General features: G+C 57.8%; 15 protein-coding genes and 5 tRNA genes. 5 read left to right on the top strand and 15 right to left on the bottom strand.

Features of this window, described 5'->3' with window-relative positions; genetic code table 11:
• Positions 1-6 precede the first annotated feature (6 nt).
• Positions 7-798 carry a phosphonoacetaldehyde hydrolase gene (phnX, locus tag J3D54_RS18870; RefSeq protein ID WP_253421338.1) on the top strand — a complete coding sequence of 264 codons (792 nt, stop codon included), beginning with the start codon at positions 7-9 and terminating at the stop codon, positions 796-798.
• Between the two features lie 138 nt (positions 799-936).
• Here the strand turns inward: phnX and J3D54_RS18865 are convergent, their stop codons facing one another.
• A complete protein-coding gene (locus tag J3D54_RS18865; protein WP_253421317.1) occupies positions 937-1563 on the bottom strand; it encodes a hypothetical protein in 627 nt (208 codons plus the stop codon).
• Positions 1564-1931: 368 nt separating this feature from the next.
• On the opposite strand from J3D54_RS18865, the gene J3D54_RS18860 reads away from it, so the two are divergent.
• Positions 1932-2480, top strand: a complete 549-nt coding sequence (locus tag J3D54_RS18860; protein ID WP_223488088.1) for a cytochrome b — start codon at positions 1932-1934, stop codon at positions 2478-2480.
• Positions 2481-2549: 69 nt separating this feature from the next.
• Here the strand turns inward: J3D54_RS18860 and J3D54_RS18855 are convergent, their stop codons facing one another.
• Positions 2550-3491: a 1-aminocyclopropane-1-carboxylate deaminase/D-cysteine desulfhydrase gene (locus tag J3D54_RS18855; protein ID WP_253421315.1), complete on the bottom strand. Its 942-nt coding sequence runs from the start codon at positions 3489-3491 to the stop codon at positions 2550-2552.
• A 190-nt stretch (positions 3492-3681) separates the two neighbouring features.
• On the bottom strand, positions 3682-5721 hold the full coding sequence (locus tag J3D54_RS18850; protein ID WP_253421313.1) for an NADPH-dependent 2,4-dienoyl-CoA reductase: 2040 nt from the start codon (positions 5719-5721) through the stop codon (positions 3682-3684).
• A 207-nt stretch (positions 5722-5928) separates the two neighbouring features.
• Between J3D54_RS18850 and J3D54_RS18845 the strand changes: the two genes are divergently transcribed.
• Together J3D54_RS18845 and J3D54_RS18840 are read left to right on the top strand one after the other, a co-directional pair.
• Complete coding sequence (locus J3D54_RS18845) at positions 5929-7059, top strand: carbon-nitrogen hydrolase family protein (RefSeq protein WP_253421312.1); 1131 nt, start codon at positions 5929-5931, stop codon at positions 7057-7059.
• A 3-nt stretch (positions 7060-7062) separates the two neighbouring features.
• Entirely contained in the window at positions 7063-8103 is a 1041-nt protein-coding gene (locus tag J3D54_RS18840) for an AraC family transcriptional regulator (RefSeq protein ID WP_253421302.1), read from the top strand.
• Between the two features lie 385 nt (positions 8104-8488).
• On the opposite strand, the gene J3D54_RS18835 is transcribed toward J3D54_RS18840, so the two are convergent.
• The 12 genes from J3D54_RS18835 to J3D54_RS18780 all read right to left on the bottom strand — a co-directional run bounded on the left by J3D54_RS18835 (position 8489) and on the right by J3D54_RS18780 (position 19085).
• Positions 8489-9337, bottom strand: a complete 849-nt coding sequence (locus tag J3D54_RS18835) for a DUF2242 domain-containing protein (RefSeq protein WP_253421300.1) — start codon at positions 9335-9337, stop codon at positions 8489-8491.
• A 278-nt stretch (positions 9338-9615) separates the two neighbouring features.
• On the bottom strand, positions 9616-11487 hold the full coding sequence (locus J3D54_RS18830) for a SurA N-terminal domain-containing protein (RefSeq protein ID WP_253421298.1): 1872 nt from the start codon (positions 11485-11487) through the stop codon (positions 9616-9618).
• A gap of 102 nt (positions 11488-11589) precedes the next feature.
• A tRNA-Asp gene (locus tag J3D54_RS18825) sits at positions 11590-11666 on the bottom strand.
• Positions 11667-11719: 53 nt separating this feature from the next.
• Positions 11720-11992: an HU family DNA-binding protein gene (locus tag J3D54_RS18820; RefSeq protein WP_002552737.1), complete on the bottom strand. Its 273-nt coding sequence runs from the start codon at positions 11990-11992 to the stop codon at positions 11720-11722.
• Positions 11993-12142: 150 nt separating this feature from the next.
• Positions 12143-14539, bottom strand: coding sequence for an endopeptidase La (gene lon, locus J3D54_RS18815; RefSeq protein WP_007940400.1), 2397 nt, complete (start codon positions 14537-14539; stop codon positions 12143-12145).
• Positions 14540-14771: 232 nt separating this feature from the next.
• Positions 14772-16055 carry an ATP-dependent Clp protease ATP-binding subunit ClpX gene (gene clpX, locus J3D54_RS18810; protein WP_018925424.1) on the bottom strand — a complete coding sequence of 428 codons (1284 nt, stop codon included), beginning with the start codon at positions 16053-16055 and terminating at the stop codon, positions 14772-14774.
• Between the two features lie 106 nt (positions 16056-16161).
• Positions 16162-16800: an ATP-dependent Clp endopeptidase proteolytic subunit ClpP gene (gene clpP / locus J3D54_RS18805; RefSeq protein ID WP_018925423.1), complete on the bottom strand. Its 639-nt coding sequence runs from the start codon at positions 16798-16800 to the stop codon at positions 16162-16164.
• Between the two features lie 93 nt (positions 16801-16893).
• Positions 16894-18204, bottom strand: a complete 1311-nt coding sequence (gene tig, locus J3D54_RS18800; protein ID WP_253421296.1) for a trigger factor — start codon at positions 18202-18204, stop codon at positions 16894-16896.
• A 400-nt stretch (positions 18205-18604) separates the two neighbouring features.
• A tRNA-His gene (locus J3D54_RS18795) sits at positions 18605-18680 on the bottom strand.
• Between the two features lie 78 nt (positions 18681-18758).
• Positions 18759-18843: transfer RNA gene (locus J3D54_RS18790), tRNA-Leu, on the bottom strand.
• 57 nt (positions 18844-18900) lie between these two features.
• Positions 18901-18976 (bottom strand) — tRNA-His (locus J3D54_RS18785).
• A 32-nt stretch (positions 18977-19008) separates the two neighbouring features.
• Positions 19009-19085, bottom strand: a tRNA-Arg gene (locus J3D54_RS18780).
• Between the two features lie 275 nt (positions 19086-19360).
• Between J3D54_RS18780 and folD the strand changes: the two genes are divergently transcribed.
• A complete protein-coding gene (gene folD, locus J3D54_RS18775) occupies positions 19361-20215 on the top strand; it encodes a bifunctional methylenetetrahydrofolate dehydrogenase/methenyltetrahydrofolate cyclohydrolase FolD (protein WP_253421293.1) in 855 nt (284 codons plus the stop codon).
• Positions 20216-20224: the final 9 nt, after the last annotated feature.

Genomic DNA, 20224 nt, shown 5'->3' with positions numbered 1-20224 from the left:
GACGTCATGAACTACAGCAACCCAACCCAGCTGCAAGCCGCCATCCTCGACTGGGCCGGCACCGTGGTCGATTTCGGCTCCTTCGCCCCAACGCAGATTTTCGTCGAAGAAGCCCGCGGGCCGATGGGCATGGGCAAGTGGGACCACATCCGCACCCTATGCGATCAGCCGCAAGTCGCCGAGTGTTATCGACAGGTGTTCGGTCGCACGCCGACCGACGATGACGTCACGGCGATCTACGAACGCTTCATGCCACTGCAGATCGAAAAAATCGTCGAACACTCAGCGCTGATTCCCGGGGCCCTGGACACCATCGCCAACCTGCGCCAACAAGGGATCAAGATCGGCTCCTGCTTCGGCTACCCGAAACAAGTCATGGATAAAGTGGTGGAACTGGCCGCCACCCATGGCTACATCGCCGATCACGTGGTCGCCACCGACGAAGTGCCCAACGGCCGCCCATGGCCCGCTCAGGCCCTGGTCAACGTCATTGCGCTGGGCATCGATGACGTCGCGGCTTGCGTGAAGATCGACGATGCCGTGCCGGGCATTCTCGAAGGTCGCCGCGCCGGCATGTGGACCGTGGCGTTGATCTGCTCCGGCAACGCGCTGGGGCTGGACTACGAAGGTTATCGTGCGCTGAGCAGCGATAACCTGGCCTGCGAACGCAAACGCATTCACGCCATGTTCGAAGGCTCGCGGCCGCACTACATGATCGATACCATCACCGACTTGCCCGAAATGATCGCCGACATCAACAAGCGCCTGGCCAACGCAGAAATGCCACAAACGTCGTAAGTCAGAACTTATTGACAAAGCGTCGTAGTCTTGACAACAAGATGACGGCGTTTGCTATTTACAAACGCCCATTAGAGCACTACAGAATTCAATCTAATAACTATCGACTCCTGCAAACGCTCTCCTTACCGCGCTCGATTACTGATTAATCTGATTGCCTTGCGCATCAAAAACCGAACCATCTGCATACTTAACGCTGCCATCGGGGTACTGTTCGGTGCCATCGCTCCAGACGAGACGGCCATCAGGAAACTCTACGGTGCCATCCGGCCAAACAATGCGACCGTCGGGATGCTCTACCCTGCCGTCAACGTGCTGGAGAATTCCGTCCGGGCGCTTGACGATAGTCTGGTCTGCGCTGATCAGCGTTCCATCCGGCAATGAAATCGATCCATCACCATTCTCGACACGTCCAATGGAGTTCAGCAGATTAAATAGGGCGACCGGATCAACATTCAGGTTAAGGCTCGGCCACGGCATCGGCGGCCTCACACCGGCAACAGGCTTGGTGGGTTTGATTGGCGGCTTGCCTGCGGGCAAGGCCGGTTTGACTGGAGGTTTAATCCCTACGGGCTTGACCGGAGGTTTTACAGGCACAGGTGGTTTCGCGGGAATCGGGGGTTTGACAGGTGCTGTCGTCGGTGGCTTGGGTTTGGTTGCCGGTGGCTTTACTGCCGGCTTCGGTTTAACGATCGGCGGCTTGGCCATCATTTTTTTAACAGCACCATAACGGTCTTTATTATAGGTAAAAACATTAGAACTCACAGGTCATTCCTTTTCACTTCCCCTGCATCATATAACTGACACAAAGTATTATTAGCTCATCACCCTGATGAACTCGACAGCCCGACAATAACGAAGTTTGAAAAATCCGCAAAACCCAACCTTATACTTAACATGACAAATACACAGCCACAACAAACATTAAAAACAACACAACGCCAATATTTTCCAGATGCTCTTGCTTCGTACCCTAGGGATGTATTCTCTGCAACGTTTCAAGTCCAGCACTACTAAAAATTGCCACCAAAAGCTTGATTCAACTCAGGCAAAATAGGCCAAATAGGATTACAGTGACTACACACCGTCGAACAAGAACGGTAACTTCAGACCAGATTTGTGAGGAACACCGTATGCCCTGGAAGAATTCCGAATCACGTTACAGCACCGTATCGATCGCGCTGCACTGGTTAATGCTGGTTCTGTTAATAGCGGTTTACGCCTGTATCGAATTGCGCGGGATCTTTCCCAAAGGCAGTGGCGGCCGAACGCTGATCAAGGAAGCGCACTTCATGCTCGGGCTGACGGTTTTTGTGCTGGTCTGGCTACGGTTGTTCGCCCGCAGCCTGGGGCCGGCGCCACAGATCTTCCCCGCCTCGCCTCACTGGCAAACCACGGTGGCCAAGCTGATGCACTGGGCGCTGTATATTTTCATGATCACCACACCGATTCTGGGCTGGCTGACTACTAGTGCCGAGGGGCATAAGGTGATGTTCTATGGCGTTGACCTGCCGTTGCTGATCGAAGAAAACAAAACACTGGCCAAGCAGTTCCAGGGCTGGCATGAGCTCGGCGCGACCATCGGCTATTGGCTGATCGGGTTGCATGCCGTGGCCGGGCTTTATCACCACTATGTGGTGCGCGATAACACCCTGCTGCGGATGATGCCCAAGCGCGGTTGAGCGGCGACTAAATCAAGACGCAAAACCTGTAGGAGCGAGTGGTGCTCGCTCCCACAGGATTTTCGTCGCTCAACTTTCTTGGCCCCCTCGCCGTGAATTGAAACCCCGGCGGCCCTGCAAGCCGCCGGTGTGGATAAAGATCAGGCGCGTGCCTGGGGCAAATTTCCCGGCTTCGACGTGTTGCTTGAGCGTCAATAGCGCTTTGCCGGTGTACAGCGGTTCGAAAAGAATGCCGCTGGCCTGTTCGGTCTGCTCGATGAACTCGAGTAACAGCGAATCGACTTTGGCAAAACCGCCACGGCTGGCATCAAACAGTTCATAAACCGGGTCCTGCAAACCAGCCTCGCGAACAATCGATTCGACCTGCTGCGCCACGCCATGATCGTCGGGCACCGCCAGCGCGCCATACACCGGGTGTTCACCCGCCTCGGCCAGCACCAGACCGGCCAGGGTCGTGCCCGTTCCGCAGGCCAGCCACCAGCCGTCGTAGTTGCTCCAGCCCAGACCACTCAATTGCTCGCGGGCCTGTGCCACCAACTGCATACAGCCCTTTGCTCCACGCAAGCCGCCACCACCTTCGGGCACCGGTTGCAGCTCGGGATACTGCTCCTGCCATGGCTGCCAGAAACCCGGTTGGTGCCGCGTTCGATAACCGCCATAACCCAACCAGTGCAACTGCATGCCGAACGCCTGCAAGTCCTTTACTGTCGGGGTGTCTTGCGGATGCCCGCGCAGTAAACCGACCGTGGTGAAACCAAAGCGCTTGCCTGCAGCGGCCAATGCGTGGAGATGGTTGGAGTGAGCACCGCCCAGGCTGATGATGCCTTGGGCGACGTTCTGGTCGGCGGCTTTCAGGTGTTCGCTGAGTTTGAACCACTTGTTACCGCTGATCAGCGGGTCGATCTGGTCCAGACGCAGGATGGCGACGTCGACGCCAGCGGTGGCGAGCCAGTCGAGGTGAAAGGGTTCGAGGGGGGCTTGAGGGAGCCAGTCGTTGAGAGGAAAAAGCATTGATGCCGGCTCTGGGTAAAGAGCCGGTATGTTAACAGCAGACTCGTGGCGAGGGAGCTTGCTCCCGCTTGGCTGCACAGCAGCCACAGAATCAGCGACGTTGATTAACCTGACACCACACCATCGTTGATTGAGGGAGTCCTTCGGCCTCCAGCGGAAGCAAGCTCCCTCGCCACAGATTTTGTGTTGATTACAACTCAGCCGCCAACCGCGAACCCTGGTTGATCGCACGCTTGGCATCCAGCTCCGCCGCCACGTCCGCGCCGCCGATCAAGTGCACGTTCTGCCCGGCCGCGACCAGACCATCGTGCAACTCGCGCAACGGATCCTGCCCGGCGCAGATCACGATGTTGTCCACCGGCAGCACCTGCGGTTCGCCGCTTTCGCCGATGCGGATGTGCAGGCCTTCGTCGTCGATCTTCAGGTACTCGACGCTGTTAAGCATCTGCACCTGTTTGTTCTTCAGCCCGGTGCGGTGAATCCAGCCAGTGGTCTTGCCCAGGCCATCACCGACCTTGGAGGTCTTGCGTTGCAGCAGGAACACTTCGCGGGCCGGCGCATGCGGCGCAGCCTTGATGCCCGCGACACCGCCACGCGCTTCAAGGTGCGTATCGATGCCCCACTCCTTCCAGAACGCTTCGCGGTCCTGACTGGTGGCCACGCCTTGGTGCACGAGGAATTCCGATACATCGAAGCCAATACCACCGGCACCGATCACCGCGACGCGTTTGCCCACCGGTTTGCGCTCGAGGATCACATCCAGGTAACTCAGCACCTTGGCGTGCTCGACGCCCGGAATCGCCGGCACCCGTGGCGCGATGCCGGTGGCCAGGATGATTTCGTCGTAACCGCCCTCGACCAGCTGCGCCACGCCCACACGGGTGTTCAGGCACAGCTCGACGTTGCTGGTCTGCAACTTGCGGTTGAAGTAGCGCAGGGTTTCGAAGAACTCTTCCTTGCCCGGTACGCGCTTGGCGATGTTGAACTGGCCGCCAATTTCGCTGGCCGAATCGAACAGCGTCACCTGGTGACCACGTTCGGCGGCCACGGTGGCGGCGGACAGCCCCGCAGGACCGGCGCCAACCACGGCGATTTTCTTGATCTGCTGCACCGGCAGGTAATTGAGTTCGGTTTCATGGCAGGCCCGCGGGTTCACCAGGCAACTGGTCAACTTGCCGCCGAACGTGTGATCCAGGCAAGCCTGGTTGCAACCGATGCAGGTATTGATTTCATCGGCACGGCCGGCCGCCGCCTTGTTGACGAAGTCCGGGTCGGCGAGGAACGGCCGCGCCATGGACACCATGTCGGCATCGCCTTCGGCCAAGATCTGCTCGGCGACTTCCGGGGTGTTGATACGGTTGGTAGTGATCAGCGGAATGCTCACCGAGCCACGCAGTTTCGCCGTGACTTTGCTGAACGCCGCACGCGGCACTTTGGTGGCGATGGTCGGAATCCGCGCTTCGTGCCAGCCGATACCGGTGTTGATGATGGTCGCGCCCGCCTGCTCGATAGCCTTGGCCAACTGCACGATTTCTTCCCAGCTGCTGCCGCCTTCCACCAGGTCGAGCATCGACAGGCGGAAGATGATGATGAAGTTCGGGCCAACCGCTTCGCGTACCCGACGGACAATTTCCACTGGCAGGCGCATGCGGTTTTCGTAGGCGCCGCCCCAGCGGTCAGTGCGATGGTTGGTGTGGGCCGCGAGGAACTGGTTAATGAAATAACCTTCGGAACCCATGATCTCGACGCCGTCGTACTCAGCTGTTTGCGCCAGGGTCGAGCAGGTAACGAAATCGCTGATCTGCTTCTCGATGCCTTCCTCGTCCAACTCTTTAGGCTTGAACGGGTTGATCGGCGCCTGGATCGCGCTCGGCGCCACCTGCTTGGGGCTGTAGGCATAACGCCCGGCATGCAGGATCTGCATGCAGATCTTGCCGCCCGCCTCGTGCACCGCGCGGGTGACGATCCGGTGTTTGAGCGCTTCTTCCTCGGTGGTCAGCTTGGCGGCGCCGGAGTAAACCCCGCCCTCTTCGTTCGGGCCGATACCGCCGGTGACCATCAGGCCTACCCCGCCACGGGCACGTTCGGCGAAGTACGCGGCCATGCGCTCGAAACCGCCGGGCTTTTCCTCAAGACCGGTGTGCATCGAGCCCATCAGAGTGCGGTTGCGCAATGTGGTAAAACCCAGATCCAGCGGGGCCAACAAGTGCGGGTAATGAGCGGCGGCCATCGGTAACTCCACAACGAGCGATCACGGAAAAATTGCAGGAGCTCTTCGGCCCCGTCAGTCATGTTCGACAGACTAAGAGTCGCACCGCTGTCACTCAATGACCGTAACTGACAACTTATTGATCCAAATGCGCAGCGCCCCTTGGCAAGCGCAGGCATGGGCCCTACCCTAGTCGCGAACCCTGCACACGGCCGTTGACTGCTTTCCATGCGCAAACTTCTGTACCTGACCCTCTCCATGGCGTTGATCGCCGTTCTGACGACCTACGCGATGTGGGCCGCGGACCGTCCGGTGGGTCATTACCTGTCGGACCTGCGCATCAATCTCGCGGTCGATCAGGGCACGCCCGCCGATCATGGCAATCTGCTGGGCATTCAGCCCGAGCTGTTCCCCACCGACTATCAAAGCCCTGAGCGCCTGCACCGCAAGCTCGCGGCCTATTTGCAGAAGGCCCAGGACCAGGGTCTGCTGAATGAAAAAACCATTGTTGTGCTGCCCGAACATGTCGGCACCTGGCTGATGGTCAGCGGCGAGAAAGACGAGCTGTACCAGGCCAGCACCCTCAAGGAGGCCATGAACTGGCTGGCGGTGAGTAACCCGTTGCAGTTCATCCGCGCCCTGATCAGTGCCGAGGGCAACAGCCGTCTCGACGACGCGCACTTGCGGATGAAAGCCAAGCGTATGGCCAAGGATTACCAGGCGCTGTTCGGTGGGCTGGCAAAAGAGTTCCACGTGACCCTGGTGGCCGGTTCCATCGTGCTGCCCGAGCCGAGCGTCAGCGACGGCACCCTGCACATCGGCCACGGGGCGCTGTACAACAGCAGCGTGGTGTTCGGTCACGACGGCCTGCCGATCGGCCAGCCCCAACGACAACTGCACCCGACGTTCGCTGGACGCGGCACGCGCCAAGGCAATGCCGATCGTCCGGTCAACGTCGTTGACACCCCGGCCGGACGCCTCGGCGTGCTGATCGGCAGCGACAGCTGGTACCCCGACAACTACCGCAAACTCGACGACCAAGGTGCACAACTGGTGGCGGTCCCGGCGTTCGTCGGCGGGCGTGGGTCCTGGGATCAACCGTGGCGCGGTTATAAAGGCCTGCCCACACCGAGTTCTGTCAGCCTCAAGGCCGGTGAGCTCAGCGAGGGCGAGGCCTGGCAGCGGCTGACGCTGATCACCCAACCACCGAGCAGCCAGACCATCGCCGGCGTGAGCGTGTTCCTGCGTGGTCAATTCTGGGACAAGGGCAGCGCCGGTCAAAGCTTCCTCAGCAGCAACGGGCAGCATTTCACCGACGGCGATGCCCGCGGCGCGCAATTGCTGAACCTCTGGTTGTAAGCGATGAAACCGCAGCCGATGCGCCTCGGGGATCTGTCGGTGGGCTTCGTCCATAGCCTGGCCGACACCGTGCGCAGCCATGGCCTGGACCCACAACCGCTGCTCGAACAGTACGGCCTCGACACCGCGCGACTGGCCGAAGCCGGCGCCCGCCTGTCGATCCCGCGCTACATGCGCCTGGGCCACAGCGCCATTCAACTGACCGACGACCCGGCGCTGGGTTTGCGCATGGGCCAGCTCAGTCGCCTGAGCCAGGCTGGCCTGGCCGGTGTCACCGCCGCCCAGGCACCCACGGTGCGCGAAGCGGCGCGCTGCCTGATTCGTTTCGAAGCGCTGTACGGCTCCAACTATCGCGGCCAGTCGAGCTTTCACGAAGACGCTCAAGGCGCCTGGCTGCGGTTCTATTCGATCAGCCCCTACAATGCCTACAACCGCTTCGTGGTGGATTCGATCATCGCTGGCTGGTTGCAGCAATTGTCCAGCCTGAGCCCCGCCCCGCTGCGCGCCGAACGAATCGAAATCGAATTTGAAGCGCCGGATTACCGTGATGCCTACGCCGCACTCGGCGACTGTCCAATCCAGTTTGGCGCCGAACAGAATCAACTGCGCCTGAGCCTGGACAGCCTCGCCCAGCGCAACCCAGAGCACTGCCCGAGCACCTGGCGGCACCTGCTGCAACTGTGTGAACGGGAACTGGAACAACTGACACGCACCCGCAGCCTGCGTGAACGCATCACTCAGTTGCTGGGCCCGTTGCTCAATGGTGGTCGGGAACCCGACCTGGAAGAAGTGGCGGCACGCCTGAAGCTGCCAACCTGGACCTTGCGCCGCAAACTCGCCGAGGAAGGCACGCAATATCGTGCCATTCTCAACGACACGCGCCGCGACTTGGCCATGACCTACATCCGCGACACTGAACTGGCGTTCGGCGAAATCGCCTACCTGCTGGGGTTTGCCTCAGCCGAAGCCTTTCAGCGGGCTTTCAAACGCTGGAACGGCCAGACGCCCGGCGAGTTTCGCCGCAGTCATCGCCAATCCGCGTAAGGGGGCGTTCTCAATTAGTTTCCCCGCCGCGTTGTCGCCTTAAAGCTCGGTAGCGTCTTCGGCCGGCTCCAGCGGGTCCAGTTCAAACGCCTGATATTCGAGCAGTTCTTCTTGATAATCGTCCATTATTAAACCCCCATCGTTTGTTGAAAGAATCGCTTGAATAAATGACCAACGCCTTGAGCATAAAGTGCCCGCATGAAAGAAAAATGACGCGGACACGACACTACGTCGCTACTGAATAAAACGTAGCAGGTGGTCAGGAATTTATCACTGGATTTTTCGATACGGGCTGTGGGAATACAGCCCGACTTGATGTGGATCAGTCTTGAAAGACGTTACGGGAGCGGTATCGTCTGACCCGCCCCCATAACAAGCAAGCCCATTACTGGCCGGAGACAGGCATCGCCGAAATCGGCTCGGTCGGCGGCGGCAGCGTGCTCGAGTCCGCTACTGGAGTGACCGTTTCCGTGGACGACGTCGGCTCGGTGCTCTTGGTCGGGGTAATCGGCGCCGTTTCAGCAGGCGGCACAACAGGCTCCGAAGTGGCTGGAGCAGTTTCGGCAGGAGCCGGTGCAGCTGCCGGCGCAGGCACAGGTTCTGCCGCTGGGGCCGGAGTCGGCGCCGACTGGACCGGTGCAGCCTTGGCTTCAGGCACCCCAAGTTCGGTCTTCGGCTTTTCGATGATGTGCGCGGCCTTCTTCGCTTCCGGCGGCAGGAACAGTTCGACCAAGGTAAAGAAGCGCTCATAGAACTTGGCCGAAGACACGGTTTCACTGGCGACCTTGACCATCGAGTCATCAGACGAGCCGATCGGCATCGATACCGAGCCCAACACGCCGACGCCGAGGCTGGCGGAGTTGTTGGTCTTTTTCAGCGCATAGCGGTCCTGCAGGGCGTTGGCGAACATGGTCGCATGATGCCCCTCGCTGCCGTCATCGGCGCAGACCACGCTGAAGCTGATCTCCATATGGGTTTCGCCGGTCTGCTGGAAACTCTTGTGTCCACTGACCAGTTTCGGATCGCTACTGGTGATGATGTACCCCTGGCTGAGCAAGGCCCGACGGGCGGCTTCGCAGGTTTGTGCATCGGTCACCGGGTAGCTGCGCGAAAACGTCCCGGAGTCGTCGAAGTTCTCATGCTCATAGACGGCGGCTTTCTTCGACGAACAACCGGCAGCGGCGGCCAGCACCAAGGCTAGCCCGACAACACGCATGGGAATTGATTTAAACATTGAACATCCTGAGGAAAACGGTTCGGGGCGTATTGTGCAACAGATCGATGCTTAGCGGAGTAACGATTGTCTAAAACGGCTACAGTTTCATTGACCATCATCTCGGGAGAAAGTCCCACCGGAGCAAAAATCAAAAAGATCGCAGCCGGCGACAGCTCCTATAGCTAAACGTGATCCCCCGTAGGCGCTGCCGCTGGGTTGCGATCTTTTCGTTTCACCCACAAAAAACCCCAGCCTTTCGGCTGGGGTCCTTTGTGTCGCGCAAACTCAGTCAAGCATCAGAAACGCTTGATCTCAGCGTCGCGCTCCAGCAGTTTGCGGTAGGCCGCGAAGTCTTGCTGGCCAATGCGCGAAGCGAGGAAGCGACGGTATTGAGCCTTCTCTTCGTCAGTCGGTGCAGCGCCTTCATTCACGCCGTTCAGACGCACAATCACCAGGCTACCATCGGCCAGGGTCACGCTGCTGAAGGTCGGCTTGTCTTTGGAGGCTGGCTTGGGCATGCGGAACAGCGCTTGCAGCACAGTTGGGTCGACCCCTTCCTGAGCTCGAGTCGCGGTGGCGGTGACTTTCCAGCTCTGACCATCGATCGCCTTGTCCAGTGCAGTCTTGCCATCGCGCAGGCTGGCGATCAGTTGATCGGCCTTGGTCTTGGCGGCAGCGCTGGCGTGCTCCTTGGTCAATTGCACACGGATGCTGGCAGCCACGCTTTCCAGCGGCAGTTGCTCAGGCTTGCGGTGCTCCTTGGCGCGCAGCACGATCACGGTTTCCGGGTCCAACTCGATGGCGGTGCTGTTGGCACCCTCATCCAGCACTTCAGGACTGAATGCAGCGGTCACCACGGCACGATTGGCCGTAACGCCTTCGCCACCTTCACGGCCGAATGGCGCGGATGTGTGAACGGTCAGCTTCAGGTCTTGTGCCGGCTGGGCCAGATCAGAGGACTCGAACGAGGAGTCTTCCAACTGCTTGGTCGCTTCGACGAAACGCTGTTCGACCTGCTGGGTTTTCAGTTCGCGGGTCAGCTTGTCTTTCAGGCTGGCGAACGTCGGCACTTCAGGGGCTTGGACACCCAACAGCTTGATCAGGTGGAAACCGAAGTCAGTGCGAACCGGCTCCGAGACCTGATCCTTGGCCAACGAATACAGGGCTTTTTCAAACGCTGGATCGTAGACGCCCGGACCTGCATAACCGAGGTCACCGCCGTTGTTCGCCGAACCTGGATCCTGGGAGAACTCCTTGGCCAGGGTCTCGAAACTCTCGCCTTTGGCCAGACGCGCCTGCACTTCTTCGATTTTGGCCTTGGCTTGCGCCTCGGTCACCTTGTCGTTCACTTCGATCAGAATGTGCGCAGCCCGGCGTTGCTCGGACAGGTTCGCGGTTTCTTTCTGATACGCCGCTTGCAAGTCTTCGTCCTTGACGCTGACTTGATCGAAGAAGGATGCCTTCTTCAATTCAAGGTAATCGATGACCACCTGATCCGGCGTCATGAACTCCTTGGCGTGTTCGTCGTAGTAGGACTTGACCTCATCGTCGGTCAGTTTTACTGCCGCCGGGTCTGCCTTGACGTTCACAGTGGCGAAATCGCGTGTCTGTTTTTCCAGACGGGCGAAGGCCAGAACCTGCGCATCGGTGACAAAGCCACTACCGGCCAGGCCAGCGCGCAGCTGACCGATCAGCATTTCCTGAGCCAGCATCTGACGGAATTGCAGACGGCTGTAGCCCAGTTGACGGATCACCTGGTCGAAGCGCTCGGTGCTGAACTTGCCGTTCACCTGGAATTCAGGCGTTTGCAGGATCACTTGATCCAAAGCGGCTTCGGAGAAAGCGAATTTCGATTTTTCTGCGCCTTGCAGCAGCAGTTTGCGATCGATCAGGCCTTTGAGGGCCGATTCGCGCAGCATCTTTTCGTCGAGCAAGGAAGCATCGAAATCCTTGCCCAGCTGTTGCATGAGCTGACGGCGTTGCATATCGACCGCCTGGCTCAGCTCGTTCTGGCTGATTTCTTCGCCGTTGACCTTTGCCGCTTCATTCTTGTGCGTCGTCGCCCGAAAAATGGCGTCGAAACCGGTCAAAGCCATCAGTGCAACGATGACTCCGATAATGGTCTTGGCAATCCAGCCTTGTGAATTGTCCCTGATATTCTGCAGCATGCGTCCCCCAGAAACGGTTGAACTTCAAAATTAGGCAACCGTGGAGCGTGGGTAGAATCCGGATAGAAGAAAGGCGCATCCGAGGATGCGCCTTCTCGTAACTGGCGGAGCGGACGGGACTCGAACCCGCGACCCCCGGCGTGACAGGCCGGTATTCTAACCGACTGAACTACCGCTCCGCTGCCAAGTCAGGAATGACCCCGACCCGGATAGGCAAAAAACTGAATCGAACTTAGTTGACAGCTTCTTTCAGTGCTTTACCGGCTTTGAAACCTGGCTTTTTGGCTGCTGCGATTTCCAGCGTCTTGCCGGTCTGTGGGTTACGACCGATGCGAGCTGGACGATCGGTCACGGAGAAAGTACCGAAACCAACCAGAACAACAGAATCACCAGCCTTGAGAGCGCCAGTGACGGATTCGATTACAGCGTCCAGCGCACGGCCAGCAGCAGCTTTCGGGATATCAGCGGATGCAGCGATAGCATCAATCAGTTCCGACTTGTTCACTCTAAGTCCCCTTATATCTATTTGAGTTTGATTCTAAGTTTTTTGGTGAAAGCAAAAAAACGAGTGCTGAATGGCCTACAGACACTTAAGAGCCGCTTTATAACAAGGGCTCTAAAAAACTGTCAAGAAAGCCCCCCAGGCAAATGCGTACTAATGCGTGCTAATTCTTTCCTTAGAGTCAGACTCGCGTTTGTCATCCTTTGCAACGATCTCCGGAACCACATCCGGTAAGGGTTCCGGCGCGTATTGCAGCGCAATTTGCAGGACCTCGTCAATCCATTTAACTGGTTTAATCTGCAGATCTTGCTTGATGTTGTCAGGAATTTCCTTCAGATCGCGTACGTTCTCTTCAGGAATGATCACCGTCTTGATTCCGCCACGGTGAGCAGCCAGCAGTTTTTCCTTCAAGCCACCGATCGCCAGCACCTGACCACGCAAGGTGATTTCGCCGGTCATGGCGACGTCCGCTCTTACAGGAATGCCAGTCAATGCCGACACCAGGGCCGTGCACATGCCTACACCGGCGCTAGGGCCGTCTTTCGGGGTCGCCCCTTCAGGCATGTGGATATGCGTGTCGCGCTTCTCGTGGAAGTCCAGGGGAATCCCCAGACTCTTCGCACGGCTGCGGACAACGGTCAGGGCTGCGGTGATCGATTCGACCATCACGTCACCCAGAGAACCTGTCTTGATCAATTGACCTTTACCCGGCACGACTGCGGCTTCGATGGTCAGCAATTCGCCGCCCACCTGGGTCCACGCCAGGCCGGTGACCTGACCGATCTGATCCTGCTGCTCAGCCAGGCCGTAACGGAATTTACGCACGCCCAGGAAGTGTTCCAGCATCTCGGCAGTCACCTTCACCGAGAAGCGTTTTTCCAGAGCATGCTCTTTGACCGCCTTGCGGCAAACCTTGGCAATCTGGCGCTCCAGCCCACGCACACCGGCTTCGCGGGTGTAGTAGCGAATGATGTCGCGGATCGCTTCAGCGTCGAATTCCAGCTCGCCTTTCTTCAGACCGTTGGCAGCAATCTGCTTGGGCGAAAGGTATTTGACGGCGATGTTGATCTTCTCGTCTTCGGTGTAACCCGGCAGACGAATCACTTCCATCCGGTCCAGCAGCGCCGGCGGAATATTCATCGAGTTGGAGGTGCACAGGAACATCACATCGGACAGGTCGTAGTCGACTTCCAGATAGTGATCGTTGAAGTTGTGGTTTTGCTCGGGGTCGAGCACTTCCAGCAACGCCGACGCCGGATCGCCACGCATGTCGCTGCCCATTTTGTCGATTTCATCGAGCAGGAACAGCGGGTTGCGGACGCCCACCTTTGTCATCTTTTGAATCAATCTTCCTGGCATCGAACCGATGTATGTCCGGCGATGACCACGAATTTCCGCCTCATCACGCACACCACCGAGGGCCATGCGGACGAACTTGCGGTTGGTGGCATGCGCAATCGACTCCGCCAGAGAGGTTTTACCCACCCCTGGAGGACCGACCAGGCACAGCACCGGACCACGAATCTTCTTCACGCGCTTCTGCACGGCGAGGTATTCGAGGATCCGCTCTTTGACTTCTTCCAGACCGTAGTGGTCGGCGTCGAGAATGTCTTCGGCACGAGCCAGGTCCAGGCGCACTTTGCTCTGGGCTTTCCATGGCACTTGAACCAGCCAGTCGATGTACGAACGCACCACGGTCGCTTCCGCGGACATTGGCGACATTTGTTTCAGCTTGTTCAGTTCGGCCTGAGCCTTGGCCAACGCATCTTTCGGCAGACCGGCGGCATCGATACGCTTTTTCAGCTCCTCGATTTCGTTGTGGCCTTCGTCGCTGTCACCCAGCTCTTTCTGAATGGCCTTCATCTGCTCATTCAGGTAGTACTCGCGCTGGCTGCGCTCCATTTGCTTTTTAACGCGGCCGCGAATGCGTTTTTCGACTTGCAGCAGATCGATCTCGGCATCCAGCAACGCCAGAACGTGCTCGACCCGGGCCGACAAATCGATGATTTCGAGAATTTCCTGCTTCTGCTCGATCTTCAGGGCCATGTGTGCGGCCATGGTGTCGACTAGGCGGCCCGGCTCGTCGATGCTATTGAGCGACGACAGGACTTCAGCGGGGACTTTCTTGCCCAGCTGCACATATTGTTCGAACTGAGCCAGCAGGCTGCGGACAAACACTTCCGATTCGCGCTCAGGCGCTTCGGTTTCGTCGATCAGCGAGACTTCGGCACGGCAGTGGCCGTCGACTTCGCTGAAGCGCTCCACGGCGCCCCGCTGCTCGCCTTCGACAAGAACCTTGACGGTGCCGTCAGGCAGCTTGAGCAGCTGCAGAACGGTAGCAATGGTGCCTACGCGATAAAGTGCTTCTTCACCGGGATCGTCATCAGCAGGATTCCGCTGAGCCAGCAGAAGGATCTGCTTGTCACCCGTCATCGCTGCCTCGAGAGCTTCGATGGATTTCTCGCGCCCCACGAACAGCGGGATAACCATGTGCGGATAAACCACGACATCACGCAATGGCAGGAGAGGCAATTCGATGGTCGTCTTCATGATTTCGCCTCTACGGCGGCCATAAGGCCGTAAACAGATGGAAGTAAGCTTGAAACCAAGATGGGGGCTGTTTTCAAAAAAAACAAGCGGATAAAAGAATCACTTAAAAAATCAGAGCTTACGGTAGCGCCCGCGCTTATCCCGGCGCATCCAGAAAATCAGGTTAGCGGCCCCGTCTCCCACAATAGCAAAGGGGCCCGAAGGCCCCTTCTTTATTCCAGCGGTGTGACGCTTAAGCGTCTGGCGCTGCCTTGGCAGTCGGCTCACTGTTCTCATAGAGATACAGCGGCTTGGACTTGCCTTCTATAACGCTTTCGTCGATCACTACTTTACTCACCTCGGACTGCGAGGGGATTTCATACATAGTGTCGAGCAATACACCTTCGAGAATCGAGCGCAGGCCACGGGCACCGGTTTTGCGTTCCAGAGCACGTTTGGCGACCGATTTCAGCGCGTCAGCCCGGAATTCCAGGTCCACGCCTTCCATCTCGAACAGCTTGGCATATTGCTTGGTCAGAGCATTTTTCGGCTCGGTGAGAATCTGCATCAGCGCAGCCTCATCAAGCTCGTCCAGCGTGGCAAGTACCGGCAGACGACCGACAAATTCCGGGATCAGACCAAACTTGACCAAATCGTCAGGTTCGACTTCACGCAGGGATTCACCGACTTTCTTGCCTTCTTCCTTGCTGCGCACTTCTGCGTTGAAACCGATGCCGCCACGGGTGGAACGGTTTTGAATAACCTTTTCCAGACCGGAGAACGCACCACCGCAGATGAACAGGATGTTACGGGTGTCGACCTGAAGGAATTCCTGCTGCGGATGCTTGCGACCACCTTGAGGCGGAACGGAAGCGACCGTGCCTTCGATCAACTTGAGCAGGGCCTGCTGCACGCCCTCACCGGAAACGTCCCGGGTGATCGACGGGTTGTCAGACTTGCGCGAGATCTTGTCGATCTCATCGATGTAGACAATGCCCATCTGGGCCTTTTCTACGTCGTAATCGCACTTCTGCAGCAGCTTCTGAATGATGTTCTCGACATCTTCACCCACATAACCCGCCTCGGTGAGGGTGGTTGCGTCGGCGATGGTGAACGGAACGTTCAGCAAGCGGGCCAGAGTTTCGGCAAGCAGGGTTTTACCCGAGCCTGTCGGGCCGATCAGCAAGATGTTGCTTTTGCCGAGTTCGACGTCGTCATTCTTTTTGTCGCGCTGGTTCAGACGCTTGTAGTGGTTGTACACCGCTACGGCCAGAACCTTTTTCGCACGTTCCTGACCAATCACGTACTGATCAAGGATGCCGCTGATTTCTTTAGGCGAAGGCAATTTATGCGCGCTGCTTTCGGCCTGGGCTTCCTGCACCTCCTCACGGATGATGTCATTGCACAGGTCGACGCACTCGTCGCAGATAAAGACCGAGGGGCCGGCAATCAATTTGCGTACTTCATGCTGGCTTTTGCCACAGAAGGAGCAATAGAGCAGTTTGCCGTTGTCCTCGCCGTTGCGGGTGTCAGTCATTCGATCGATCCAAATCCGATAGGCTTGCAACACAAGATGAAGGCAATTGCAGGCTTTTTCAAGCCCGCAGGCGGTCAGTTACCCCGACCACCTACATTTGGGCTGCTTAGGCGGGCATTTTACGCTTGTCGATCACGGAGTCGATCAGGCCATATTCAGCCGCACGCTCAGCGCTCATGAAGTTGTCGCGCTCGGTATCGCGCTCGATGGTTTCGAGGCTCTGACCGGTGTGATGAGCCAACAGCTGGTTCAGACGCGAACGAATGTGGAGGATTTCCTTGGCATGGATGTCGATATCCGACGCCTGACCCTGGAAGCCGCCCAACGGCTGGTGAATCATCATGCGCGAGTTCGGCAGGCAGAAACGCTTGCCGGCAGCACCACCGGCGAGCAGGAAGGCACCCATGCTGCAGGCCTGACCGATGCAGGTGGTGGAAACGTCTGGCTTGATGAACTGCATGGTGTCGTAGATCGACATGCCCGCAGTCACCGAACCGCCTGGTGAGTTGATGTAAAGATGGATGTCCTTGTCCGGGTTTTCCGCTTCAAGGAACAGCAGTTGCGCCGCAACCAGGTTGGCCATGTAGTCTTCTACCGGACCTACCAGGAAGATCACTCGCTCCTTCAACAGGCGCGAGTAGATGTCATAGGCACGTTCGCCACGGGCGGACTGCTCGATAACCATCGGGACCAGACCGCCTGCGGCCTGGATGTCAGAGCTCTGATAATAAGAATTGCGGGACATGTCTCGCAGTCACTCCCAAATAGTTATGTCTTGAATACGCATAAGCCAGCACGAAGGCTGGCTTATGGTGTGTACTTCTTACCGCAAAACCAATCAGTCGGCTTTTGGAGCTTCTACCGGCTTGACCGCTTCTTCGTAAGAGACCGATTTGTCGGTCACGCTAGCTTTCTGCAGAACAGTATCCACAACTTGCTCTTCCAGCACAACCGAACGGACTTCGTTCAGTTGCTGGTCGTTCTTGTAGTACCAGGACACAACCTGCTCAGGCTCTTGGTAGGCCGAAGCCATTTCCTGAATCATCTCGCGAACGCGGGCTTCGTCAGGCTTGAGGTCGAATTGCTTGACCACTTCAGCCACGATCAGACCCAGCACGACGCGGCGCTTGGCTTGTTCTTCGAACAGCTCGGCCGGCAGTTGGTCAGGCTTGATGTTGCCACCGAATTGCTGAACAGCCTGCACGCGCAGACGGTCTACTTCGTTGGACAACAGAGCCTTAGGCACTTCGATCGGGTTGGTGGCCAGCAGACCGTCCATTACCTGATTCTTGACCTTGGATTTGATCGCCTGACGCAGCTCACGCTCCATGTTCTTGCGAACTTCGGTGCGGAAGCCTTCCAGACCGGTTTCCTTGATGCCGAATTGAGCGAAGAACTCTTCGGTCAGCTCTGGCAGTTTAGGCTCGGAAACGGTGTTCACGGTCACGGTGAACTCAGCAGTTTTGCCTGCCAGGTCGAGGTTCTGATAGTCCTCTGGGAAGGTCAGGTTCAGAACGCGCTCTTCGCCGGCTTTAGCACCAACCAGACCGTCTTCGAAACCAGGGATCATGCGGCCGGAACCCAGCACCAGCTGAGTACCTTTGGCGGAGCCGCCTGCGAACACTTCACCGTCGACCTTGCCGACGAAGTCGATGTTCAGCTGGTCTTCGTTCTGGGCAGCGCGATCGGCCACTTCAAAACGGGTGTTCTGCTTGCGCAGGACTTCCAGCATCTTGTCCAGATCGGCGTCAGCCACTTCGGCGCTCAGGCGCTCGACAGTGATGCCTTCGAAACCGGCAACGGTGAACTCAGGAAACACTTCGAATACAGCTACGTATTCCAGGTCCTTGCCCGCTTCCAGGGATTTAGGTTCGATCGAAGGCGAACCAGCCGGGTTCAGCTTCTGCTCAACCACTGCTTCATAGAAGGAGGACTGAATGACGTCGCCCACGGCTTCTTGACGCGCATCAGCACCGAAACGCTGACGGATCACGCTCATTGGCACTTTGCCTGGACGGAAGCCTGCGATCTTGGCCTTTTGGGCAGTCTGCTGCAGACGCTTGTTGACCTGAGTCTCGATGCGCTCCGCCGGCACGGTGATGCTCATGCGGCGCTCAAGAGCAGAAGTATTTTCAACAGAAACTTGCATGGATATTCCTCGTTGCACAGACGTTAGCCGGCCGTTTCCGACCCCAGAATCAAGGGCATGCATTCTAGTGGGTCAAACTCAAGAAGTCACCCTACTGAAAACGGGTAAAAAAACAGCAGGCAATTTATAGGCGGGGACAAACGGTTGTGCCTCGCCCTGTTAGCAAATACAGCCAATCAAGCCAGGGCCCTGCACTCACCTTCCTATATATAGAAGGAATCGGCAATCCATCCCTGACAGCCAACCCCACGAAGGGATCGGCGGGCAAATCGAGCATCATCGAGAAACATAAATACGACGAAGCGACCTGCCCCTGCGGCCCACAACCGGCAGCCGCCGACACTCAAACCACTGAAACAAAAAAGGCGCCAGACTGTTAAATCTGGCGCCTTTCGAAATATGGGGTGGACGATGGGGATCGAACCCACGACAACGGGAGTCACAATCCCGTGCTCTACCAACTGAGCTACGCCCACCATATTGCGTGACAAAGAAGCCAAACAACTTCTTTGTTGAACCTCAATCAAGCCAACCGGCATGAGTGAAGCTTTATTTGGTGCGGATGAAGAGACTCGAACTCTTACGCCTCGCGGCGCTGGAACCTAAATCCAGTGTGTCTACCAATTCCACCACATCCGCGGGTTGAAGCTGTTAAAGCAAAGGCGCCAGACTGTTAATCTGGCGCCTTTCGAAATATGGGGTGGACGATGGGGATCGAACCCACGACAACGGGAGTCACAATCCCGTGCTCTACCAACTGAGCTACGCCCACCATATCGCGCTACTTGTGCCAATGCTGCCTAATGGCGCACCCGGCAGGACTCGAACCTGCGACCATCCGCTTAGAAGGCGGATGCTCTATCCAGCTGAGCTACGGGCGCCTTGTTAATCTGTACCCTTGAAGGACTACAAACTAAGTGCTTTTCAGTCTTGCAGAACCGTAACTCCGCTCGACCTTCTTAACCAGTGCTAGGCTGTGCCCGACAAGTGCGACGAATAGTATAGAGCCCCCCGGAGGTCGTCAAATCCTTTTTAAAAAAAATTCATTTAATTAAAGGAGTTAGGGGAATTTGCAGACCAAGCGCCTTTGCCCTCACCTCATGACATGCGAGAATGCGCTCTCTTTTTTTCCCCTCTCGATGGTTAATCACGCGCAATGACTGCACAACTAATCGACGGCAAATCGATCGCCGCCAGCCTGCGCCAGCAGATCGCCCAACGAGTCGCCGAGCGTCGCCAGCAAGGCCTGCGCACGCCCGGCCTCGCGGTGATCCTGGTCGGCAGCGATCCTGCCTCTCAGGTTTATGTCTCGCACAAGCGTAAAGACTGTGAAGAGGTCGGCTTCCTTTCCCAAGCCTATGACCTGCCTGCCGACACCACTCAAGCAGCGCTGACCGATCTGATCGATCGCCTGAACGACGACCCGGCAATCGACGGCGTTCTGCTCCAACTGCCTCTACCTGCCCACCTGGACGCCTCCAAATTACTGGAGCGTATTCGTCCCGACAAGGACGTCGACGGCTTCCACCCTTATAACGTCGGCCGCCTGGCCCAGCGCATTCCGCTGCTGCGTCCGTGCACGCCCAAGGGCATCATGACGCTGCTGGAAAGCACTGGTGCCAATCTTTACGGCATGGACGCGGTCATTGTCGGGGCTTCCAACATTGTTGGTCGTCCGATGGCGATGGAACTGCTGTTGGCCGGTTGCACCGTGACTGTCACCCACCGCTTCACCAAGGATCTGGCCAGCCACGTCGGCCGCGCCGATCTGATAGTGGTTGCCGCCGGCAAGCCGGGCCTGGTCAAAGGTGAGTGGATCAAGAAAGGCGCGATCGTGATCGACGTCGGCATCAACCGTCAGGAAGACGGCAAACTGGTCGGCGACGTGACTTACGAATCCGCCCTGGCCCGCGCCGGCTGGATCACCCCGGTACCGGGCGGCGTCGGTCCGATGACCCGCGCCTGCCTGCTGGAAAACACGCTGTACGCCGCCGAAACGCTGCACTGCTGAGTTCACTCT

This window comes from Pseudomonas sp. GGS8 (genome assembly GCF_024168645.1).
In the GTDB taxonomy this organism is placed as follows: Bacteria; Pseudomonadota; Gammaproteobacteria; order Pseudomonadales; family Pseudomonadaceae; genus Aquipseudomonas.
This window is presented reverse-complemented; position numbering and strand designations above follow the sequence as displayed.

Bases quoted from the DNA above. Each gene is read 5' to 3' on its own strand.
- phnX (WP_253421338.1), top strand. From the start codon at position 7: ATGAACTACAGCAACCCAACCCAGCTGCAAGCCGCCATCCTCGACTGG.
- J3D54_RS18860 (WP_223488088.1), top strand. From the start codon at position 1,932: ATGCCCTGGAAGAATTCCGAATCACGTTACAGCACCGTATCGATCGCG.
- J3D54_RS18855 (WP_253421315.1), bottom strand. From the start codon at position 3,491: ATGCTTTTTCCTCTCAACGACTGGCTCCCTCAAGCCCCCCTCGAACCC.
- J3D54_RS18850 (WP_253421313.1), bottom strand. From the start codon at position 5,721: ATGGCCGCCGCTCATTACCCGCACTTGTTGGCCCCGCTGGATCTGGGT.
- J3D54_RS18845 (WP_253421312.1), top strand. From the start codon at position 5,929: ATGCGCAAACTTCTGTACCTGACCCTCTCCATGGCGTTGATCGCCGTT.
- J3D54_RS18840 (WP_253421302.1), top strand. From the start codon at position 7,063: ATGAAACCGCAGCCGATGCGCCTCGGGGATCTGTCGGTGGGCTTCGTC.
- J3D54_RS18835 (WP_253421300.1), bottom strand. From the start codon at position 9,337: ATGTTTAAATCAATTCCCATGCGTGTTGTCGGGCTAGCCTTGGTGCTG.
- J3D54_RS18830 (WP_253421298.1), bottom strand. From the start codon at position 11,487: ATGCTGCAGAATATCAGGGACAATTCACAAGGCTGGATTGCCAAGACC.
- lon (WP_007940400.1), bottom strand. From the start codon at position 14,539: ATGAAGACGACCATCGAATTGCCTCTCCTGCCATTGCGTGATGTCGTG.
- clpX (WP_018925424.1), bottom strand. From the start codon at position 16,055: ATGACTGACACCCGCAACGGCGAGGACAACGGCAAACTGCTCTATTGC.
- clpP (WP_018925423.1), bottom strand. From the start codon at position 16,800: ATGTCCCGCAATTCTTATTATCAGAGCTCTGACATCCAGGCCGCAGGC.
- tig (WP_253421296.1), bottom strand. From the start codon at position 18,204: ATGCAAGTTTCTGTTGAAAATACTTCTGCTCTTGAGCGCCGCATGAGC.
- folD (WP_253421293.1), top strand. From the start codon at position 19,361: ATGACTGCACAACTAATCGACGGCAAATCGATCGCCGCCAGCCTGCGC.